This window comes from Hymenobacter sp., from assembly GCF_036387835.1.
Classification (GTDB): Bacteria; Bacteroidota; Bacteroidia; order Cytophagales; family Hymenobacteraceae; genus Hymenobacter.
Window position 1 is genome coordinate 15641 of sequence record NZ_DASVSY010000014.1, and the last position, 18316, is coordinate 33956.

Genomic DNA, 18316 nt, shown 5'->3' on the forward strand with positions numbered 1-18316 from the left:
TCGTCTTGCAGTCACCACTGCCCAAGTGCCATAAGCAGCCAAATGCTCAACCCTGCCAGCAAAATTGTACCCCAAGCCCGATTCGCTAAGTGGCTGGTGATATGATCGAGCCAGCGCTGCACGCCGGTTGGGGCGGGTGCTGCCTCGGCTGGTGGTAGCTCTGCTTCCGGTGCAGGAGCGAAGCTTGCCGAGCGCAGCATTGGAAGCACGTATAATGTAGTAACCGAGGAATGGATGTCAATGAAATACTTATGCATGTTGGCTTGATTCACCTCATCCAGCGCATCCACTAAGCTGCCGTAGCGGGCCTGCTCGTGAAAGCGCACCGCCAGACCCGTAGACGTTTGCAGTTGCTGCATAGCCCGTAGGCGGTTGCGGATCAGGTGCAATGTGCTGCTGTCGGTGGCGGAGCTGCCAGTGAAATCGGCGGTTTGCCAAAAGCCCATGCGGTTGATTTCCTGAGTGGAGGGCAGGCAGATGCCCGCAAATCGGTCGGGTTGCTTGCATACCACGGGCATTGTCAGCTGCATGACGGAGTAGCGCCGGATTTCGGGCCGGCCAACCAGCGCGGAGCAGCCTAGCAACAGTAGAAATCCAAGGGCTACCAGTCCCCGCGGCAGCAGCAGGGGCCGACGGTGGCGGCGGGGCAGATACAGCGTTGACATGGTACTAGCGGAATAGTGAACTTGCCTGACTTATAAATCATTTGAACACAGATTTCAACCTCGCCCCAACCCTAGCCGCTAATTAACGGTTAGCAGCACTAAAATCTTATCCGAGTTTCTGATGCCCTACCGTTACGCCGCGCCGCTGCTGCTGCTGCCCACTACTCTTTTCGCTCAAACTGCCGTTCCTGATACTGCTCGCGCCGTGCGCTTGCCCGAAACTACTGTGACCGGCTACGGCCAACAGTTACCCCTGCGCCGCACCGCTGCGGCAGTGGGCGTGGTGGATGCCGCCACCTTCGAGCGGTTTCCGCAGAATGCGCTTACGCAGGCCGTCAACACGCTGCCCGGTGTGCGGCTAGAGGAGCGGGCTACTGCCAGCTACCGCCTTAGCGTGCGGGGCAGTACGCTCCGCTCGCCGTTCGGGGTACGCAACGTGAAGGTGTACTATGAAGGTATTCCCTTCACCGAAGCCAGCGGCAGCACCTCCCTCAACCTGCTCGACCCGAGCCAGATTGGGCGCTTGGAAGTAGTGAAAGGTCCCACTGCCAGCGTGTACGGCGCCGGTACCGGCGGCACGGTGCTGCTCGAAAACCGCCGTCCGCTACCCGGCCAGACGCGGGTGCAAGCCGGCTTCACGGCGGGTTCCTACGGCTTGCGCCGCAGCACCGTGGCCGTGGAAAGCGGTAGCGCCACCGGTTACTTCCGCGCCCAATACGCCCGCCAAACCCTGGACGGCTACCGCCAGCAAAGCAGTCTGCGTCGCGACGTGCTGGTACTCGACGGCGAGTTGCGTCCTTCCGAGAAAAGCACGTTATCCCTGCACGCCCTCTACACCGACCTCGACTACGAGATACCCGGCAGCCTCACCCGCGCTCAGTTCGAGGCCAATCCGCGCCAAGCCCGACCTAGCACGCCTACTGCGCCTGGCACCGTGGAGCAGCAGGCTGCCTACGCCACGCGCACCGCTTTGCTTGGCGCCACTTACGAATATCGCTTCACCGACCGAGTTTCCAGCCGAACCACGGTGTATGGTACGGGCAGCAACATCGTCACGCCGTTTCTGGTAGATCTGGAGCGGAACACGCAGCTTGGGGGCGGCGGGCGGACCGTGCTCAACTACCGCACCGCACTGGCCGGCCACACCTTGCGCCTGCAAGCGGGAGCGGAGCTGCAAAACGGCTTCGAAAGCTCGCGCAACTACCAAAACCGCGGCGGTAGCCCCGGCACCCTGCGCTACGACGACGAAATCCGGGCGGTTACTGGTTTTGTGTTCGCGCAGGCTGATTACGAATTGCCGGCCGGCTTCTTGCTCACGGCCGGTGCCAGCTACAACCGCCTGCGCTACCGCGTCAACCGCCTCACCGACGCCGTGACGCCACCGTTCGTGGGCTTCCGGTACGAGCGGGATTTTCAGGCGGAAGTGTCGCCGCGCGTGGCATTGCTGAAAGAAGTTACGCCGCAGATATCCGTGTACACCAGCATCAGCCGCGGGTTCTCGCCGCCCACGGAAGAAGAAATCAGGACGTCGAACGGCGAGTTGAACCGCAACTTGCAGGCCGAGAGTGGCACTAGCTACGAGGTGGGGGCCCGGGGCACGCTGTTCAACCAGCAGTTGAAGTTTGACGTGGCGGTGTATGATTTCCAGCTGCGCCAAACCATCGTCTCCCGCACCGACACGGCCGGCGTGCAGCTTTTCGCTAACTCCGGCAACACCCGCCAACGCGGCGCCGAAGTGGCCGTAAGCGGCTGGCTGTGGCAGACTACCCCAACCATAACCCAAACCACAACGGCCGCCACCGCCGGCCCCGCACCAACCGTAGCCGGGCCCTATGGTCTGCGCTTATGGGCCAGCTACGCCTACAACCACTACCGTTTCGGGCGCTATGAGTCGGCCGGCAACGACTTCAGCGGCAACCGCCTCACCGGCACCGCCCCCCACACGCTCAGTGCCGGCCTCGACTTCAGCGAAATGCACGGCTTCTACCTCAGCCCCACCATCAACCACCAGGCCCGCCTGCCCCTCAACGATGCCAACACCGTGGAAGCGCCCGGCTACTGGACCTTCGCAGCCCGCGGCGGCTGGCGGCACACCCTCCGCCGCCTCGGCCTGGATGTTTTTGGTGGCATCGAAAATGCCACCAACCGCCGCTACTCGCTCGGCAATGACCTCAATGCCTTCGGCAACCGCTACTTCCAGCCCGCTCCCGGCCGCAACTATTACGGCGGTGTGCAAGTCGGCTGGCGGTGGTGAAATAGTGAATGAGTGATTGAGGGAATGAGTGAGTTTTGACGTTCGGTTGGCGTGAAAGGGAAGTGGTACTACTATCGTTGAACAACTTTTCCCACTTACTATCGAGCAGGTCGAACGGCAAACTCACTCATTCCCTCAATCACCGTTGCTAATCCTTCGCAGACAGTAGTAGCACGGGTACGGAGGTGTGCAGAACCACCTCGGTAGACACACTTTGGTGAAACAGCTGGCCCAGAAAGCTCCGGCGCCGCGCTATGAGTAGCAGCAAATCGGCTTGGGTTTCGGTGGCAGCTTGTAGAATCCCTTCCCACTCGTGCCGGTGGCGCGTGCCGTGGCTACGAACAGTGGGCAACAAAGCGCCAAGGCCACTATCAGCCACGGTGGTAAGGGCCGCAGTACAGTTGTCACTATCCTCCGGCTTGGCTACGTACGTAACGGTAAAGGTCGGCGAGAGGGCCGATAGGAACTGGCGGGTAGCTTCCAGAGTTTCCGGATGCAGGTGGAAGGGGTGCCCATCGGCGGCCAGCGTGATACGGGCTGGAGGAACGGCTACCGTGGTGCCAACAGGCACCATCAGCAAAGGCACCAGGGTGGCCCGCAACAGCGTGCGCGACGTACTGACAACCAGTTCATCGGGACTGGTTGCGGTGTCGGGCTTGCCCAATACAAGCAGCAGTGGTTTGTACTTGGCGACGGCATGGTGTATCGCCTCCGATACGCTCTCCACCACTGTTTCTACTACCACCGAAGAAGCTACCGAGGCCGAACGCCTGGCCAGGGCGGCGGCTATTTCGCCCTCGCTCATGTACTGAATGTGACCGTTGAAAGCCTCGGGGTCGAGCAGTGGTTCGCGGCGAATGTGGAGCAGGACCAGTGAGGCGCCAAGGGGCGCAGCCAGGGCATCGGCGTAGGCGAGAGCCTGATCGGAGGCGTCTGTGAAATCGGTCAGGACTAGGAAGCAGATAGGCATAGGGAAGAGTAGGAGCGAAGAACAGGGTTTAATATACGAGAAACGTACTATTAGAAAATCATAGTACAGCTCCTGGCCACCTACTCAGCTAGCATCACGTCCTTATTGCACTCAGGCCCCCACCACGGCACTGCGACGCTCCAGCAGTAGCGTATCGCGCCACACCCCGCGCAGCTGCCCGATTCGCTCGCGCCGGCCCACTTCACGGAACCCTGCCTTGGCGTGGATGCTGACACTGGCAGTATTCTCGGGGAAAATGCCGGCTTGTAGCGTCCAGATGCCGTTTTGCTCTGATTCCATAATCAGGGCGTTCAGCAGTTGGCGGCCCACCCCGCGCCCTCGGGCGGCTTGGGCCACGTACACGCTCACCTCGGCAACGCCGCCATATACGCACCGCCCCGAAGCCGGTGAAAGGGCCGCCCAGCCTGCTAGTTGTTCGTTGCGTGCTCCGTCATCCTCAATGGCTACCAGCCGGCTGTGGCGTAGGTGGCCACTGTCCCATTCCTCCCACTCGGGAGCTTCGGTAGTGAACGTGGCGTTGCCGGTAGCAATGCTTTCCAGGTAGATAGTTCGCACTTCAAGCCAGTGCGCGGCCGTCATGGGTTGCAGCTTCATATTCTATTGAACGGCAGGAAATGAAGTTCCGAGAAATGTAGAGGGAGTAGGGGAGGGATGAACTGTAAGTATCTACCACCAGTAAATGCTCAACTAGCTGCTGTGCCCGTAGCTGCAGCCAACGTCGGTTGAACAGGTGGCTGTGCTGCTATCAGCTAGTAGGAAAGGAGTAGAGGCAATGTTAAGAATTTCGGGAGTAGCGGTAATAACAGCCGGCGCGATGCAGCACGCGCTGTTGGGTGCTGCATCGTATTCCTGCTGGTAGCGTGGGTCATTGAACTCGGCGTCTTCGTGAAAATAGTACACTTCCCACTCCACGCCGTCGGGGTCGTTTACCCAAAACTTGTCTTGCTTGGCGTAGCAGCAGGCCGTGCCCATTTCCTCCCGAGCCACCAGCCCCGTGGTGCGGGCCTGCGCCAGGCGCTGCTCCATTTCTTCGACAGTTTCCACCTGGAACCCGAGGTGGCCGAAATTGCTGGCTACCCGCCCCGGATTTTCTACAAACGAGATAATCAACGATGGCTTATCGAGCACGTACTTGGCGTAGCCGCGACGGATTTTGGTTGCCGGCTGCCCGAAAAAAGCGGTGTAAAAGTTAACCGTAGCCGTGAGGTCGGAGACATACAACGAAACGTGCATCCGAGGAAAAACAGAAGAATTCATAGGGCCAGAAGGCTTGAGGTGAACAAAAGAAACCTAGCAGCCTGAACAGGCGCTGTTCGGGTCGCAGGCGGTAGCCGTAGCTTCCACGAAAAAGGCCGTGAACTGCTGATAAACTTGGTTCAGTAATTCGGTATTGAGGCAGTAGCACACCGTTAGCCCGTCAATTTCACCCCGAATCAAGTCCAGGGCTTTCAGCTCCTGCAAATGCTGCGAAACCGTGGTGCGCGAAAGCGGTAACTCAGCGGCGATGTCGCCGGAAATGCAGGTTTTCTTGGAGGCCAACAGTTGAATGATGGCAATCCGGGCCGGATGTGCCAGGGCCTTGGCGGCGCGAGCTAACTGCTGCTGCTCGGTCGTGAACTCGGTAAGCTTAGCGTAAGACATTTGCTTTGCTATGTAGTATGTCGTAAACATACGGCATAGACAGAATAAAAATAAACGACAGCAGAAAGAAGTCAGGGCAAGTGCTGCCATGCAGCTTTCCGGGCAATGCGTAGCACCACTTGTACCACACAAAAAAGCCCTCTGCAAATAGCAGAGGGCTTTTTTTAAGTCATCTAAACACTTGGTTGTAACCTAGCGGTTGTTGTCGTCGAAAGGGTTGTTGAAGCCCGGATCCGAGAACTCACCTTCTCTATGTATGGTATTGGAGGCGTCGGGGCCGTGGTTGGTATCCTCCGGAATGCCGGTGGTTTCGTCTTCCAGGCGGGCCGACGTATCGAGGGTGCCTTCCTCGTCTTTCTTGTAGCTGTAGAGCTCCTCACGGTGCTTGCGCTGTTCTTCTGTTAGGTTGGCGCCCGAGTTTGGGTCGAGGGCAGCCGCTGGGTCCTGCTGCTGATTCTGATCTTGCTTTTTATCTGCCATGATAGGGGGAATGAAGTGGTGGCAAAAGGCTTTGCGGAATGGCTATGCTCTTACTTGCCAGGAATATCTTGGCCTTTGTCGGGACGCAGCGCGCTGAATTCGTCGGGATTGTCGTTGCTGCCGTCGTTGGGGTTGCGTTCCGAGTCGGCGGTTTCGGGCTCGGTGCCGGTGCTGTGGTTAGCGGGCTCGTTGGTGCGCCAATTGCGGGTGCCGCCGCCGTAGCGCGGGTCATCTTTGGCCCAACCTTCGCGCTGTTCGTCGTAGTCACTGTCGCTCACCCGGTTTGCCTCCTGGGGGTTCAGGTTTTGGGGCACGCTGCCGCGCTGGTTGGGGTCAATGGTGCTAGGGGCCGCCTCGCCGCCTGGGTTGACTCCGGCTTGCCGATCGGGCTGCGTGCTGGCACTGTTTTGTGCGTCGGGGTGGCCGAAGTCGCCGTACTGCGGGGTGCCGTAGGTGGACTTGTGCGACACGTGGCTATGGTCGTTGGGGTCGTTGACGCCGCGCTCCAGGTTTTCCGGGTACTTATTGGGCGCGTTGTTGAAGTCGTCGGTGTTCTGCGGATCAACGTTGTCGGAAGTGGGGCTGTTTTGCATCAGTGAAAAAGCTGAAGGGTGGGAACCAGGACGGTGAGGTATACTCAAGCCTAGCAGTGCATACGCAGACTGAGCGGTGTGTGGTCGGAATACAGCCAAAAAAATGCGGGCCGCGTATTTCTTCCTTGTTTCTCTTTTGCCTGACCATCACCTTATGTCCATCCCCATCGAGCACCATCCCGAAGAGCAAGAATTTACGGCCATTGTCGATGGCTATACCGCCGAGCTAGCCTACAGCCAGCCTAGCCCCGGCACCATCGACTTCGCCCACACTTTCGTCGACGAGGAATTGCGCGGCAAAGGTATTGCCGAGGCCATGGCCCGCGAAGCATTAGCTTACGCCAAGCAGCAAGGCCTGCAGGTGCGCACCAGCTGCAAGTTTATGGCTTCCTTCGTCGAGCGCCACCCCGAGTACAACGAACTGCTGGAGAACAATGAGCAGTGAACAATGAACCCATCCTGCTCGATCTAGCGTCCGCGTAGCCGGCGACGAAGTTGAAATATCTCGTGTGCTGACGTTGAGTTTACCACACCGGTGAGATGCTTCGGCAGGCGGACCCTAGATCGAGCAGGATGAGCTCACTGCTTCTTCATTACTCGCATTACTCGCTGTTTTATTATTCGCTTCCAATCACTAACCGACTGGTGTAACGGGCTCCGTCTACTGTCACTCGTACTGAATACAGGCCGGTGGGGAGTTTCTGCACGTTGAGGGTAGCCGTGTCGGCGCCGGTTAGCTGCCGGGCTTGAGCTAGCACTAGCTGGCCGAGGGCGTTGTAGAGGCGAATATCGGCACTATGCTGGCCGCGCAATCCGGGTATCTTCACTTGTACGGTGGTAGCTGCCGGGTTTGGATAAACTGCTATGCCGGTGTTTAAGGAAATATTCTTGGTAGTCGAGCTTACGATGCAGGCGGTGCTGGTGTGGCTGCCTAGGTTGGTGTACACATCGGTGCCTACTGCCTGCCAGGTGCTGGCCGCTACGCTCCAGCGCCCGTCTCCGCGAGCCACGTTGGGCTTGCGCACCAGCGTGTTGTCGGTGGTCGAGCCGCCGCCGGGAATGGTCCAGGTGGTGCCGGGGTCAACTCCAACTACCCCAATGATGTCGAGCGTGTCAGAGCCTTCCATCAAGGCAATGGCATCGTCGCCATTGAAGAAGCCAACCGACGACTGCAAATCAGTTTGGGCTAGCACCACCGGCGACACCACACCCGTATTGGCCACCACGTATACGTCGCCGGGGGCAATAGTGCCCGTCAGCATCTGCGTGGCGGTAGGTGTGCTCGACCCATTGGCGTACAGCTCAACACGGAAGCCAGCCAGATTGATGGACGTGCCGGTGGGATTGAAAATCTCCACCGCCTTGGTGTTGGTGGCCGCACCTTCCACGTATTCCGAGAAATAGAGGTCAGTACACGGCGAACCGGCCGGCGCCTGGTCGTCGTTGAGTAGCGTGAGCGTGTGGGTAGTAGGCGCAATCAGCAAGACATTGGTATTGCTTGGCGTGCCGAGGCGCAAGCGCACCGTTTCGTTGGTTTCCGGCGTTAGGTCGCCCGGCACGGTTACAGTCACGGTGCCCGTTTGCGCGGCCGTGCCAGCCGCGAAAGTCAATGAGCTGGTATTCAAGGTAAAGTCGGCGGCCGTGGCGGTGGTGTTGGCGGCATCTACGGTTACGGGTACCGTCACGCCGCCGGCCGGAATGTTTTCAGCCGTCACGTTTACAATGTACGTGGTGGTGCCAGCATTGCCTTCCATGACAGAGCCGGTGGCCGCCGCAAAGCGCACGGAGGGTGGGGTGCCGTCGTCGTTGGTAATAGTCAACTCGTGCGTAGCCGGACCGCCAATGGCCGCGCCGTCGCTCGCATTCAGCAGCCGAAGCACCACCGTTTCGTTGGCCTCGGGCGTGGCGTCGCCATTCACTGTTATCGTCACAGTCTGGCTGGTTTGGCCAGGCCCGAATAGCAGGAATTGGGGCCAGCTAAACGTGAAATCGGAGCCGCTGAGGGCTGTAGAAGCAGCAGGGTCGAGGTTCACCTGTACCCTAAGCGGCGCAGGCGGCGGTGGCGGGGTCGTCAGCACTACAGTGACGGTGTAGGTGGTAGTGCCGGTATTCCCCTCGGCTATACTGCCCGTGGCGGTGGCGAAGCTAAACGTAGGCAGCGTCTGAAAGCCGAATGCGCGGCCCACCAGATCGGGGTAGGCAATGTAGGGGTTGAAGTTGCCCTGGCTTTTGGCGGCGCGGCGGTTACGCTCCCGCTCCCGGGCGTCTACTGGGTCGGCAAGGTGCCATTGGTAGAGCGTGTTCACGTCGGCCAAGGCGCTGATGGTGTCTTTGCCCGGATCGAAGGCCTGCTTCTGGTGCATGGTGTAGAAGTAGAACGCCGCCCGGGCCAGGTTGCCTTTGTGGTCTTCACGAGGTTCAAACTGCGTGTTGGTATCCTCGCTCCACTCGTTGATGTTGGCGGTCGGGATCGTCGTCTGGCTCTGCGTGCCCCGCACCCATTTTAGCGTCTGCGCATCCGGAATTTCCGCAAAAGGGTCGGAGCCCCGGTCGGAGTTCCAGGTGTCATACGTTGGGAATAGATGGTGAATGTCGGAGCGCATTCGTACCTCCTCGTTGAACCACGACTGCGGGATGCTATGCTCGCAGTTGATGCGGCTCACCACGCCAGGGTTAGTATTTATCGAGTCCAAGGGCGTATTTTCGGTGTAGCCCGAGTACACGCATACCACGCTGCCGTTCTGGTTGTCGACGTAGTTGTACATCTTGCCGCGGGCTGCGCTGTAACTAAGCACGGTGCGTTGCCCATCGTACCAGTTCTGGCGCAGCCACACTTTAAGAGCCTGTCCTTGCAGGGAAACAGGTGGGGCGGGCGGCATAACTTGCGCTGAAACGGCAACGCTGCTGAAGGTCAGCACGGCCCCTAGCATTCGGGAGAAAAAGTGTTTCATGAAGCTAAGCGAGAGTAAAGAGGGTGCAGTCAAAGGACGGGAATCTAGCGCAATGGTTAAATAAATATATTGTTATCGAGTTGCCTTCTGGTAGGATGTAGCACAGAACAGATTTCCTATGGCTTCCTATGGCTTCCGCGCTCCTTCGCCTGGACGCATAAAAGGCCCGCTTCAGTTGAAGCGGGCCTTTGCATCTAGTTCAACGACCAACTATTCAGTTGTTCAGCAAGCCGACTAGTTACTTGGTCGGCATCAATACCGTGTCGATAACGTGGGTGATACCGTTGCTGGATACCACGTTCGGAATGGTAACCGTGGCGGTGCCGCCTTTGGCGTCGCGCAGCATCACCGAACCGCCTTTGGCCATTACAGTTAGGGTTTCGCCTTCCACGGTAGTTAGGGTCTGGCCATCCTTGAGGTCGGCGGCCATCAGGCGACCGGGTACTACGTGATAAGTCAGGATGGTCGTGAGCTTCTGCTTGTTCTCGGGCATTATCAGCGTATTGACGGTGCCAGCGGGCAGCTTCTCAAACGCGGCGTTGGTAGGAGCAAACACCGTAAAAGGACCAGCTCCTTTCAAGGTTTCCACCAAGCCACCGGCTTTTACAGCCGCCACTAGCGTCGTGTGCTCCGAAGAGCCTACAGCATTGTCTACAATGTCTTTGTCGGGGGTCATCATGGCGCCGCCTACCATCACGCCGCCCGCGCCGGAAGTACCCATGCTAGCCGAGGCACCGGAGGTGCTCATTTGCATGTTCTTCATGTCCTTGCCTTCGCGGGGCTTGGTGGTAGCCTTCATTTTGCTGCCATCGTTGGCCTTGCCCTTGATCTTCATTTTGCCGTCTTCGTCGGCTTTGGTTTTGGTAACCATTTCACCGTCTTTCACCTTGGTTTTTTCACCGTCCGCTTTGCTTTTTACTGCTTCTTGGGCTAAAGATGCGGTGGCGGTGCCAACCGAGAAGGCCAGCGTCAGGGCGGTGATAGAGAGGATGTTCTTAAGCATGAGAGGGAGATTTTGTGAGAGAAGTCGACATATCGTCGGTTGGCTATACGGGGCAAGCACAGCAATGGATACTTATCCGGCGTAATCCACAAGCAGCCGCACAACCAGTTTCTACGTGCTGTCATCAGCTTCTTGAAGTGCTGGCGAGCTATTAAACGCATTCTGGCTGCTGGCTTTTCTGCGCGTGAACCGCTAGCGTATAGCGAAGCAGTAGCGCGCGAAGCCCAACCGTTTGCAATGCCTGATTCTTTCCTCTTTCTTCGAGCTAGTATCCGCCACCAGCCTTTCCCACCCGTGTATGAAAAAGTTGCTTTTCTTCCTGTTGCTGCTCTCGGTAGCGGGCAACACGCAGGCACAAAAAACCAAGATCAAAACCAAAGGGGCCGTTAACGCCCCGGCCAGCCAGGTCTGGTCGACCGACAAGGCTTGGGCCTGGTACCGGGCGCACCCTTGGATGTCGGGCGCCAACTTCACCCCGAGCACGGCCATCAACCAGTTGGAAATGTGGCAAGCCGACACCTTCGACCCCACCACCATCGACCGGGAACTAGGTTGGGCTGAAGGCATTGGCTTCAACACCATGCGCGTATTCCTGCACAGCCAGGCCCTGGCAGCAAGACCCCAACGGCTTTAAGCAGCGCGTAAACACCTACCTCGGCATAGCCGACAAGCACCACATTGCCACCATGTTCGTCTTCTTCGACGACTGCTGGAACAAGTCCTTCACAGTGGGTTTGCAGCCCGCGCCCAAAACCGGTATCCACAATTCCGGCTGGCTGCAAGACCCCGGCGACCCCGCCTCCCGTGATTCGCTCACCTTCATCAAACTCAAGCCCTACGTGCAGGACGTGCTAACCACCTTCGCCCACGACAAGCGCATTTTGCTGTGGGACCTGTACAACGAGCCCGGCAACTCCGGCAAGCTGGTTTCCTCAATGCCGCTGCTGCGCAACGTCTTCAATTGGGCCCGCGCCGTCAATCCCGACCAGCCCCTGAGCGTCGGCTTATGGGCCTGGGACTACGGCGCGCTCAACTCGTTCCAGGCCCGCAACTCCGACATCATCACCTACCATAACTACGAAGATGCCGCCATGCATCAGCGCGTGATTGAGCTGCTCGAAACCCACGGCCGCCCCCTGATCTGCACCGAATACATGGCCCGTACCCGCAACAGCCGCTTTGCTACCATCATGCCCCTGCTTGAAAAGCAAAACGTGGGCGCCATCAACTGGGGCCTGGTTGACGGCAAAACCAACACCAAATATCAGTGGGAAACGCCCCTGGCCGATGGCAGTGAGCCCATCGAGTGGTTCCACGAAGTATTCCACCGCGACGGCACGCCCTACCGCCAAGACGAAACCAACCTCATCAAGAAGCTAAACAGTAAGTGAGCTTTTAGTGCTTAGAGCCTATACGAATAAATCCTGTCATTCCGACGCAGGAGGAATCTGAGTAGGCTTCTCTGACGGTTTCATTCAGATTCCTCCTGCGTCGGAATGACATTCCCTATGTGGATAGGCTCTTAATGCTTAGTGCCTCGTATTCATAAAAAACATTCCACCGACAAGTGGCCTGTTAAGGTAAACAAACAGCTAACTCAAGTTGCGAAGTAGCCGCGTAGCGGCTTCAGGTTTGTAGAAAAGGAGTCAGGAAGAGCAACAGCGCCGCGTAGCGGTGCCAGAAACGCCCGCAAGTCTGGCACCGCTACGCGGCGCATAACGTCTTCCGGGTCTAACACTACAAACCTGAAGCCGCTACGCGGCTACTTCGCAACTTGAGAATTAAATAGTGCAGTGAACTGCTGTGCTACTCTTTCTTACTGGTTTGCTTGTAATGCACATCCGGCAGGCTGCGCAGGCGCTCGGCGGCAAACTCGGGCGTTACGTCGCGCTGCGGGTTGCCGAGCATTTCGTAGCCCACCATAAACTTGCGCACCGTGGCGGAGCGGAGCAGGGGCGGGAAGAAGTGCATGTGGAAATGCCAGCTTTCGTGCGCCTGGCCGTCGGTGGGGCGCTGGTGCAGGCCGGCCGAGTAGGGGAAGGAAATTTCGAAGAGGTTGTCGTAGCGAATGGTAAGCTGGCGCAGGATGTCGGCCAAGGCATCTTTTTCGGCGTCGGTAAGCTGGCTGATGTCCTGCACGTGGCGGCGGGGTACCAGCAGCGTCTCGAAGGGCCACACCGCCCAATAGGGCACTACCACTACAAAATGCTCGTTTTCGAGTACCACCCGGGTTTGCTCCTTCACCTCGATGGCCAGATAGTCGGTGAGCAAGCTGCGGCCGTGCTCGGCAAAGTATGCGGCCTGCTGCACGGTTTCCTTGGCGGGCTCCACCGGCACCGTGCGCTGCGCCCAAATCTGGCCGTGCGGATGCGGGTTGCTGGCACCCATGGCCTGGCCTTTGTTCTCGAAAATCTGCACGTAATTGATGTCGGGCCGGCTCCCTAGCGTGCGGTACTCGTCTATCCACACGTCTACCACCCGCCGAATATCGGTAGTGGTCATTTCGGGCAGGGTCAGGTCGTGGCGCGGCGAAAAGCAGATCACACGCCCCACGCCCGATTCAGCTTCGGCCTGCAGCAAGTTGCCTACGTTGATGCTGCCCGCGGGCACGTCGGGCACCAAGGCCGCAAAATCGTTATCGAAAACAAAAGTGCCTTCGTAGGGTGGGTTCACGGCACCATTGGCCCGGGTGTTGCCGGGGCAGAGGTAGCAGGTAGGGTCGTAGGTGGGGCGCACCTCGACGGCCGTTTTTTCCTGCTGCCCCTGCCACGGCCGCTTCGAGCGGTGCGGCGACACGAGTATCCACTCGCCGGATAAGGGGTTGTAACGACGGTGCGGGTGTTCAGCGCTGTTGAATTCAGCCATTTTCTATCGGGTTTTTGGTTTTTAGTTTTCGGTTTTTGGTTTCTGGCTGATGAGGTTTAACGCAACTATCAACCAGAAACCGAAAACCAGAAACTAGAAACTCATTATATCTACGCCTCCGGTGATGGTAGTCTGGTAGGTTTCCAGCTCCAGGCCTAAGTAGCGCTTGTACTCTTCGGTAGCCTTTTGCACAAAGCTTTCGATGTGCTCGACGGCCACCAGGTTGATGGTGCAACCGCCAAAACCGCCGCCCATCATGCGCGACCCATATACGCCGGGCTGTGCTTTTGCAATCTGTACTAATACGTCCAGTTCGCGGCAGCTAACCTCGTAGTCGTCGCGCAGGCCCGCGTGGGAGGCGTACATCTCCCGTCCAAAAGCGGCCAAATCACCTTCATTGAGGTGCTGGCGAGCGGCCTCAACCCGGAAGTTCTCCTGCACCACGTATAGGCACCGCCGGTACACCACGTCGCCCAACTCTTCGCGATGCGCGTTAAGCTGTTGCAGCGTCGCGTCGCGCAACGATGCCACCTCGGGGTAATACTGCTGCAATACAGTCACGCCTTGTTCGCATTCTTGGCGGCGCAGGTTGTATTCCGAGCTAGCCAGCGAGTGTTTCACCCCGGTGTTGCAAAGCACGATGCCACAAGCAGCGGTATCGAAGGGCAGGTATTCGTAGGCCAGGGAGCGGCAGTCGAGGAGCATCACTTGCCCCGGCCGGCCAAATAGGCTGGCAAACTGATCCATAAGCCCCGACTTCACGCCGGCAAACTCATGTTCGGCCTTTTGGGCCATATGCGCCAGCTCCATCCGGTCGAGGTTGGTGCCCATCAGATTATCAAGCGCAAAAGCCAGTCCGCACTCCACCGCCGCCGACGACGACAGCCCCGCGCCGATTGGTACATTGCCGCCAAATACGCAGTCGAAACCCGGCACGGTCAGGCCCCGCTTTTGAAACTGTGCTACTACCCCTTTAAGGTAGTTGGCCCACATGGTCTTGTCGCGCGTTACCTCCGTCAGCTCCGTTTCGTAGCTCTGGTCCAGGTCGTAGGAGTACAGCCGTGCCGTGGTGGTGCCATTCAAGCCAACGGCAAAGTATATTTCCTTGTCAATGGCCGCTGGCATCACAAATCCGCCATTATAGTCGGTGTGCTCGCCAATAAGGTTGACGCGCCCCGGGGCCCTTACCAGAAGGGGAGAGTGGTTGAATCGGTCTTGGAAAGACTTTGCTACTGATTGGTGGAGCATAGCAGAAGGAAGTGAAATTGGGAAAGGCATACTGGAAAGTGCGGCTAATGTAAAAGAAATAAATGCCCAGGCTATAGGATGAACTCGTAAAAACAGCTTGCTACGTAATCGTAGACTTTGCTTATTTATCTTAAAATCGGCTTTTCTTACCTAACCTACTTTGAAGGTGCTACTTAAAAAGCTTGATTATAACAGCATATTTATTATTGTATAGTTAAACACAACAATATTGGCGTCTGAGATAGTGAACCTGATTAGCAGGTGACAGACTTGCAGATATGGAGAGAAATGTCTGTCCTCTCAGACAATTATTAACAAAAACTTAACTTGTTATTTGTATATTTATATATTAAAACTTTATATTCGTGTAACATCAGTATTAATTCATCTTCAATGTAATAAAAGCTTATGAAAAACTTAATACCAATGCTAGTTGTCATAATGCTTGCCTGCTCGTGGTCAGCTAATGCTCAACGGAATCGCGCCAGCAAGCCTAATCCTATTAATGCGGTACCCCAGATTGTAGGTGGCTTTCCAACTACGATTGACCAATTGCCTTGGCAAGTAATTCTTACTACATCAAAGGGGGCTACCGGCGGATCCATCATAGGAAGCCGTTGGATCTTGACGGCTGCTCACGTTGTGGATGGTGAGAGCGTTAACAGCCTGAAAGTTTATGCAGGTGTTACTTTTGACAGCCAGAGAAATTCAGGACAGGTATTAACTGTTGATAGGATAATTATGCACCCCAATTATCAGGATGTATCATATGACTTTAGTCTTAATGATATCGCCTTACTGCATGTATCTACGGATATTGTTCTTGGCCCAAATGCCCAAATTATTGAAATGGCCACAGCAAGTACTGATGACGCAGGAATAGCTGATGTAGGAGCAATAGCTACTAATTCTGGCTGGGGTAATACATCTTTTAATGGCCCAAGACCTGATCAATTGAATGCTGTAGAGATGCCTATTGCGGACATTAACATAGTCGGCGACTGGTATCGTCAGAATTTCGGCTATATGAACGTGACTGATGCTAATAATAAGCTGGGAGCAGGATTTGCTACTGGAGGGGCGGCGGGTTGCTACGGCGATAGTGGGGGGCCTTTGATTGCGCGTGACCAGCTAGGTACCCCTTTTTTAGTTGGAGTAGAAAACGGTGGGTTTTGCAATACTTATACTATTTACAGTCGAGTATCACGCTATTGCAATTGGATTAGTGACCAAATGACATCCGATTACAGTATTAATGTTGATTTCTCTTCCTGTGACGCTTATACTTTCACTCTTAATAGGCCGCTAGCTAGCAACAGTAATTTTATCAGATGGGAAGCACAACCGCGGAATTTAATTACAAATTTTAGTGCTAGGGGTAGCTCATATACCGCCAACGTAACTCCAGGAGCTTCTGGATATGTGACTATTAGTGCACTGACTCTATGTGCCTCGACACCTATTACAACGACGATTTATGTGGGTGGCGCACCACCGATTACAGGATTTTATCATACAAGCAGCAATCCTGGTCCTTCAACTAGCCCCTTACAGATAGCCAATTATGTTCCCACCGGCTATGTGCACATGGCCGTATCGGCAGGTACGTTTGGCAATCCGAACGCGGCTGCAATCTCTTATTCTTTCACGTCACAATTTCCAACAACCACTGTACAGCAAAGTAGCCCTGGTTCGAATGTTGTTGGTTTTCAACTCGGACCAGTTGGAACAGCTAATGAGCGAGTTTATCTTGACATTACAGCCACAGGACCAGGCGTTTGTGCACCTACAACTCAAACCTTCTATTTTTTTGTGCCAAGAGGAAGAAGCGCCTACACTGTCTTTCCTAATCCGGCTGCATCGGAGCTAACTATACAGGAAGTACAGATACAATCTGGTGTGCAGCCAAGTAATATTAAACAGGCACAAAAGAGTTCAACAGCCGAGTTACCGGCAAAAGACTTTGATGCGAGATTGTATAACAATCTTGGTAAGATTGTGAAAACTGGAAGATTTTACCAAGGACGTGTTAAGCTAGATCTACTTGAATTGCCCAACGGTCTTTATACTCTTCGCATAGGTAGTGGCAAAGATGCCCACTCTCAACTTGTTCAAGTTGCCCATTAGGTTGTTAAGTTTAAGCGCAATATTTATAGGCAACTAGTAGAGTTTTTAAACACAAAAGCCCTCCAACATACATTCTGTTGTAGGGCTTTTGTATGCTTGTGAGCCTATACATAACATCTTCCTCATATTTAAGCAAGCAACTTATAAACATTAGGCTTGTTGCGCTGAACGTGTGGTTGCTACTAGCACGTTAGTAGTGAAAAATTTACGAACCCGCTATTAGGTAATAGACTATGCAAAAAAGCATCTGGTGCGTGAAATCGAGAATGCCCTGCTTTACATTGCTATACAAATCTTAATTGCAATTTAAATGAAATAAAACAAAAAACTTTATTTCGTTATTCCTAATCAGGGCAAACGCATGAAGCTGTCAGCGGCCTAGCTTTGGGTCATGAGCCATCCTATTCGTGATTACTTTCTGCAAGTAGAGGATTTCCGTCAAGCATCGAAGTGCCGCTACCGTTTGGCTGATTTACTCTTAGTTGGCCTCTGCACGTACTTGAGTAACGGCCACGATTACGAAGACATGGTCTTGTTTGCCCAGACCCACGCCCGGCAGTTGGCCGACTTGGTTGACCTGCCTACGGTGCCCTCTCACGATACGTTTAACCGGGTATTTCAACTCCTTTCCCCCGACTTACTCCGGGGCTGTCTGGCGCAGCACGGCCACGCGTTGCTCGACACGCTGGCCGAGAAACAAATCTGTCTAGACGGTAAAAAGCTGCGGGGCGTGAGCCCACGCAGCGCCGGCAATGCCGGCCTCTACCTGGTCAATGCCTGGGTCAGCGAGAACCGTTTGTGCGTGGGTCAGCAGCGGGTGGCCGATAAAAGCAACGAACTCACAGCCTTACCCGAGTTGCTGGCCCAACTTGACCTGCACCAGGCCGTCGTCACCACCGATGCCATGGGCTGCCAGGCCGCCATTGCCGGCCAGATTCGGCGGCAGCAGGGGCATTATCTGCTGGCCCTCAAGCGCAATCAAGGCCAGTTGTGGGAAGAAGTAAGCTGCGCCTTCCAGGCCACTGCGGGGGTAAGCGCGCAGCAAACATGGGAATATGCCCGTGACCGGTTCGAGCAGCGCCGCTGTTGGCAGCTGCCGGCCAGCAGCCTGGATGCCTCGTTCGTCGCCGCGTGACCCGGGCTGCAGACGCTGGTCAAAGTCGAGGCCAGCCGGTGCGTGGGGGGAGAAACCACGCACGAGGTACGCTATTACCTAAGTGATGAGACAGAAGAAAATCCGCTTTATTACAGCAAGTTGGCACGCGGGCACTGGGGCATCGAGAACCACTTGCACTGGCATTTGGACGTGACGCTGAAAGAAGATGCCTGTCGGGTACGCACGGGCTACGGACCGGAAAACCTGGCCACCTTGCGTAAACTCACCCTGCAAGTACTCACCCAACAGCGCGACGGCTTAAGCTTGGGAAAACGGCGGGTGAAGGCCGCCTATGACATAGAGTATCTCAAACAGCTCCTCGCTTAAGCTTCATGCGTTTGC

At 56.1% G+C, this 18316-nt stretch carries 16 protein-coding genes and 1 pseudogene; 6 read left to right on the top strand and 11 right to left on the bottom strand.

Features of this window, described 5'->3' with window-relative positions:
- Window positions 1-11: 11 nt before the first annotated feature.
- Window positions 12-665, bottom strand: coding sequence for a hypothetical protein (locus VF639_RS02970; protein ID WP_331144394.1), 654 nt, complete (start codon window positions 663-665; stop codon window positions 12-14).
- A gap of 121 nt (window positions 666-786) precedes the next feature.
- On the opposite strand from VF639_RS02970, the gene VF639_RS02975 reads away from it, so the two are divergent.
- Complete coding sequence (locus VF639_RS02975) at window positions 787-2919, top strand: TonB-dependent receptor family protein (RefSeq protein ID WP_331144395.1); 2133 nt, start codon at window positions 787-789, stop codon at window positions 2917-2919.
- 148 nt (window positions 2920-3067) lie between these two features.
- On the opposite strand, the gene VF639_RS02980 is transcribed toward VF639_RS02975, so the two are convergent.
- From VF639_RS02980 to VF639_RS03005, 6 genes are all read right to left on the bottom strand, one after another.
- The gene (locus VF639_RS02980; protein ID WP_331144396.1) at window positions 3068-3889 is read right to left on the bottom strand and encodes a universal stress protein; all 822 of its coding nucleotides are present in this window, start codon (window positions 3887-3889) and stop codon (window positions 3068-3070) included.
- Between the two features lie 111 nt (window positions 3890-4000).
- Complete coding sequence (locus VF639_RS02985) at window positions 4001-4504, bottom strand: GNAT family N-acetyltransferase (protein WP_331144397.1); 504 nt, start codon at window positions 4502-4504, stop codon at window positions 4001-4003.
- Between the two features lie 93 nt (window positions 4505-4597).
- A complete protein-coding gene (locus VF639_RS02990; protein ID WP_331144398.1) occupies window positions 4598-5167 on the bottom strand; it encodes an ArsI/CadI family heavy metal resistance metalloenzyme in 570 nt (189 codons plus the stop codon).
- Between the two features lie 33 nt (window positions 5168-5200).
- On the bottom strand, window positions 5201-5551 hold the full coding sequence (locus VF639_RS02995; RefSeq protein ID WP_331144399.1) for an ArsR/SmtB family transcription factor: 351 nt from the start codon (window positions 5549-5551) through the stop codon (window positions 5201-5203).
- A 192-nt stretch (window positions 5552-5743) separates the two neighbouring features.
- Window positions 5744-6031, bottom strand: coding sequence for a hypothetical protein (locus VF639_RS03000; protein WP_331144400.1), 288 nt, complete (start codon window positions 6029-6031; stop codon window positions 5744-5746).
- A gap of 50 nt (window positions 6032-6081) precedes the next feature.
- Window positions 6082-6624 carry a hypothetical protein gene (locus VF639_RS03005; RefSeq protein ID WP_331144401.1) on the bottom strand — a complete coding sequence of 181 codons (543 nt, stop codon included), beginning with the start codon at window positions 6622-6624 and terminating at the stop codon, window positions 6082-6084.
- Window positions 6625-6778: 154 nt separating this feature from the next.
- Here VF639_RS03005 and VF639_RS03010 point away from each other — a divergent pair, with 154 nt between their 5' ends.
- Window positions 6779-7069, top strand: a complete 291-nt coding sequence (locus VF639_RS03010) for a GNAT family N-acetyltransferase (protein ID WP_331144402.1) — start codon at window positions 6779-6781, stop codon at window positions 7067-7069.
- Between the two features lie 172 nt (window positions 7070-7241).
- Here the strand turns inward: VF639_RS03010 and VF639_RS03015 are convergent, their stop codons facing one another.
- Together VF639_RS03015 and VF639_RS03020 are read right to left on the bottom strand one after the other, a co-directional pair.
- Window positions 7242-9575: an endonuclease gene (locus VF639_RS03015; RefSeq protein ID WP_331144403.1), complete on the bottom strand. Its 2334-nt coding sequence runs from the start codon at window positions 9573-9575 to the stop codon at window positions 7242-7244.
- Window positions 9576-9813: 238 nt separating this feature from the next.
- Window positions 9814-10329 carry a fasciclin domain-containing protein gene (locus tag VF639_RS03020; RefSeq protein WP_331144409.1) on the bottom strand — a complete coding sequence of 172 codons (516 nt, stop codon included), beginning with the start codon at window positions 10327-10329 and terminating at the stop codon, window positions 9814-9816.
- A gap of 547 nt (window positions 10330-10876) precedes the next feature.
- Here VF639_RS03020 and VF639_RS03025 point away from each other — a divergent pair.
- A complete protein-coding gene (locus tag VF639_RS03025; RefSeq protein ID WP_331144404.1) occupies window positions 10877-11212 on the top strand; it encodes a hypothetical protein in 336 nt (111 codons plus the stop codon).
- Entirely contained in the window at window positions 11145-11969 is an 825-nt protein-coding gene (locus tag VF639_RS03030; protein ID WP_331144405.1) for a glycoside hydrolase 5 family protein, read from the top strand. The genes VF639_RS03025 and VF639_RS03030 overlap by 68 nt, the downstream gene beginning before the upstream one ends.
- Window positions 11970-12384: 415 nt before the next feature.
- On the opposite strand, the gene VF639_RS03035 is transcribed toward VF639_RS03030, so the two are convergent.
- Both VF639_RS03035 and galK read right to left on the bottom strand, forming a co-directional pair.
- The gene (locus VF639_RS03035) at window positions 12385-13443 is read right to left on the bottom strand and encodes a UDP-glucose--hexose-1-phosphate uridylyltransferase (RefSeq protein WP_331144406.1); all 1059 of its coding nucleotides are present in this window, start codon (window positions 13441-13443) and stop codon (window positions 12385-12387) included.
- A 93-nt stretch (window positions 13444-13536) separates the two neighbouring features.
- Complete coding sequence (gene galK / locus VF639_RS03040) at window positions 13537-14691, bottom strand: galactokinase (protein ID WP_331144407.1); 1155 nt, start codon at window positions 14689-14691, stop codon at window positions 13537-13539.
- A 408-nt stretch (window positions 14692-15099) separates the two neighbouring features.
- Here galK and VF639_RS03045 point away from each other — a divergent pair, with 408 nt between their 5' ends.
- Window positions 15100-16818, top strand: coding sequence for a trypsin-like serine protease (locus VF639_RS03045; RefSeq protein WP_331144408.1), 1719 nt, complete (start codon window positions 15100-15102; stop codon window positions 16816-16818).
- A 391-nt stretch (window positions 16819-17209) separates the two neighbouring features.
- Window positions 17210-18301 (top strand): annotated as a pseudogene (locus VF639_RS03050) (ISAs1 family transposase).
- The last annotated feature ends 15 nt before the right edge of the window (window positions 18302-18316 follow it).

Bases quoted from the DNA above. Each gene is read 5' to 3' on its own strand.
- VF639_RS02970 (WP_331144394.1), bottom strand. From the start codon at position 665: ATGTCAACGCTGTATCTGCCCCGCCGCCACCGTCGGCCCCTGCTGCTG.
- VF639_RS02975 (WP_331144395.1), top strand. From the start codon at position 787: ATGCCCTACCGTTACGCCGCGCCGCTGCTGCTGCTGCCCACTACTCTT.
- VF639_RS02980 (WP_331144396.1), bottom strand. From the start codon at position 3,889: ATGCCTATCTGCTTCCTAGTCCTGACCGATTTCACAGACGCCTCCGAT.
- VF639_RS02985 (WP_331144397.1), bottom strand. From the start codon at position 4,504: ATGAAGCTGCAACCCATGACGGCCGCGCACTGGCTTGAAGTGCGAACT.
- VF639_RS02990 (WP_331144398.1), bottom strand. From the start codon at position 5,167: ATGAATTCTTCTGTTTTTCCTCGGATGCACGTTTCGTTGTATGTCTCC.
- VF639_RS02995 (WP_331144399.1), bottom strand. From the start codon at position 5,551: ATGTCTTACGCTAAGCTTACCGAGTTCACGACCGAGCAGCAGCAGTTA.
- VF639_RS03000 (WP_331144400.1), bottom strand. From the start codon at position 6,031: ATGGCAGATAAAAAGCAAGATCAGAATCAGCAGCAGGACCCAGCGGCT.
- VF639_RS03005 (WP_331144401.1), bottom strand. From the start codon at position 6,624: ATGCAAAACAGCCCCACTTCCGACAACGTTGATCCGCAGAACACCGAC.
- VF639_RS03010 (WP_331144402.1), top strand. From the start codon at position 6,779: ATGTCCATCCCCATCGAGCACCATCCCGAAGAGCAAGAATTTACGGCC.
- VF639_RS03015 (WP_331144403.1), bottom strand. From the start codon at position 9,575: ATGAAACACTTTTTCTCCCGAATGCTAGGGGCCGTGCTGACCTTCAGC.
- VF639_RS03020 (WP_331144409.1), bottom strand. From the start codon at position 10,329: ATGCAAATGAGCACCTCCGGTGCCTCGGCTAGCATGGGTACTTCCGGC.
- VF639_RS03025 (WP_331144404.1), top strand. From the start codon at position 10,877: ATGAAAAAGTTGCTTTTCTTCCTGTTGCTGCTCTCGGTAGCGGGCAAC.
- VF639_RS03035 (WP_331144406.1), bottom strand. From the start codon at position 13,443: ATGGCTGAATTCAACAGCGCTGAACACCCGCACCGTCGTTACAACCCC.
- galK (WP_331144407.1), bottom strand. From the start codon at position 14,691: ATGCTCCACCAATCAGTAGCAAAGTCTTTCCAAGACCGATTCAACCAC.
- VF639_RS03045 (WP_331144408.1), top strand. From the start codon at position 15,100: ATGAAAAACTTAATACCAATGCTAGTTGTCATAATGCTTGCCTGCTCG.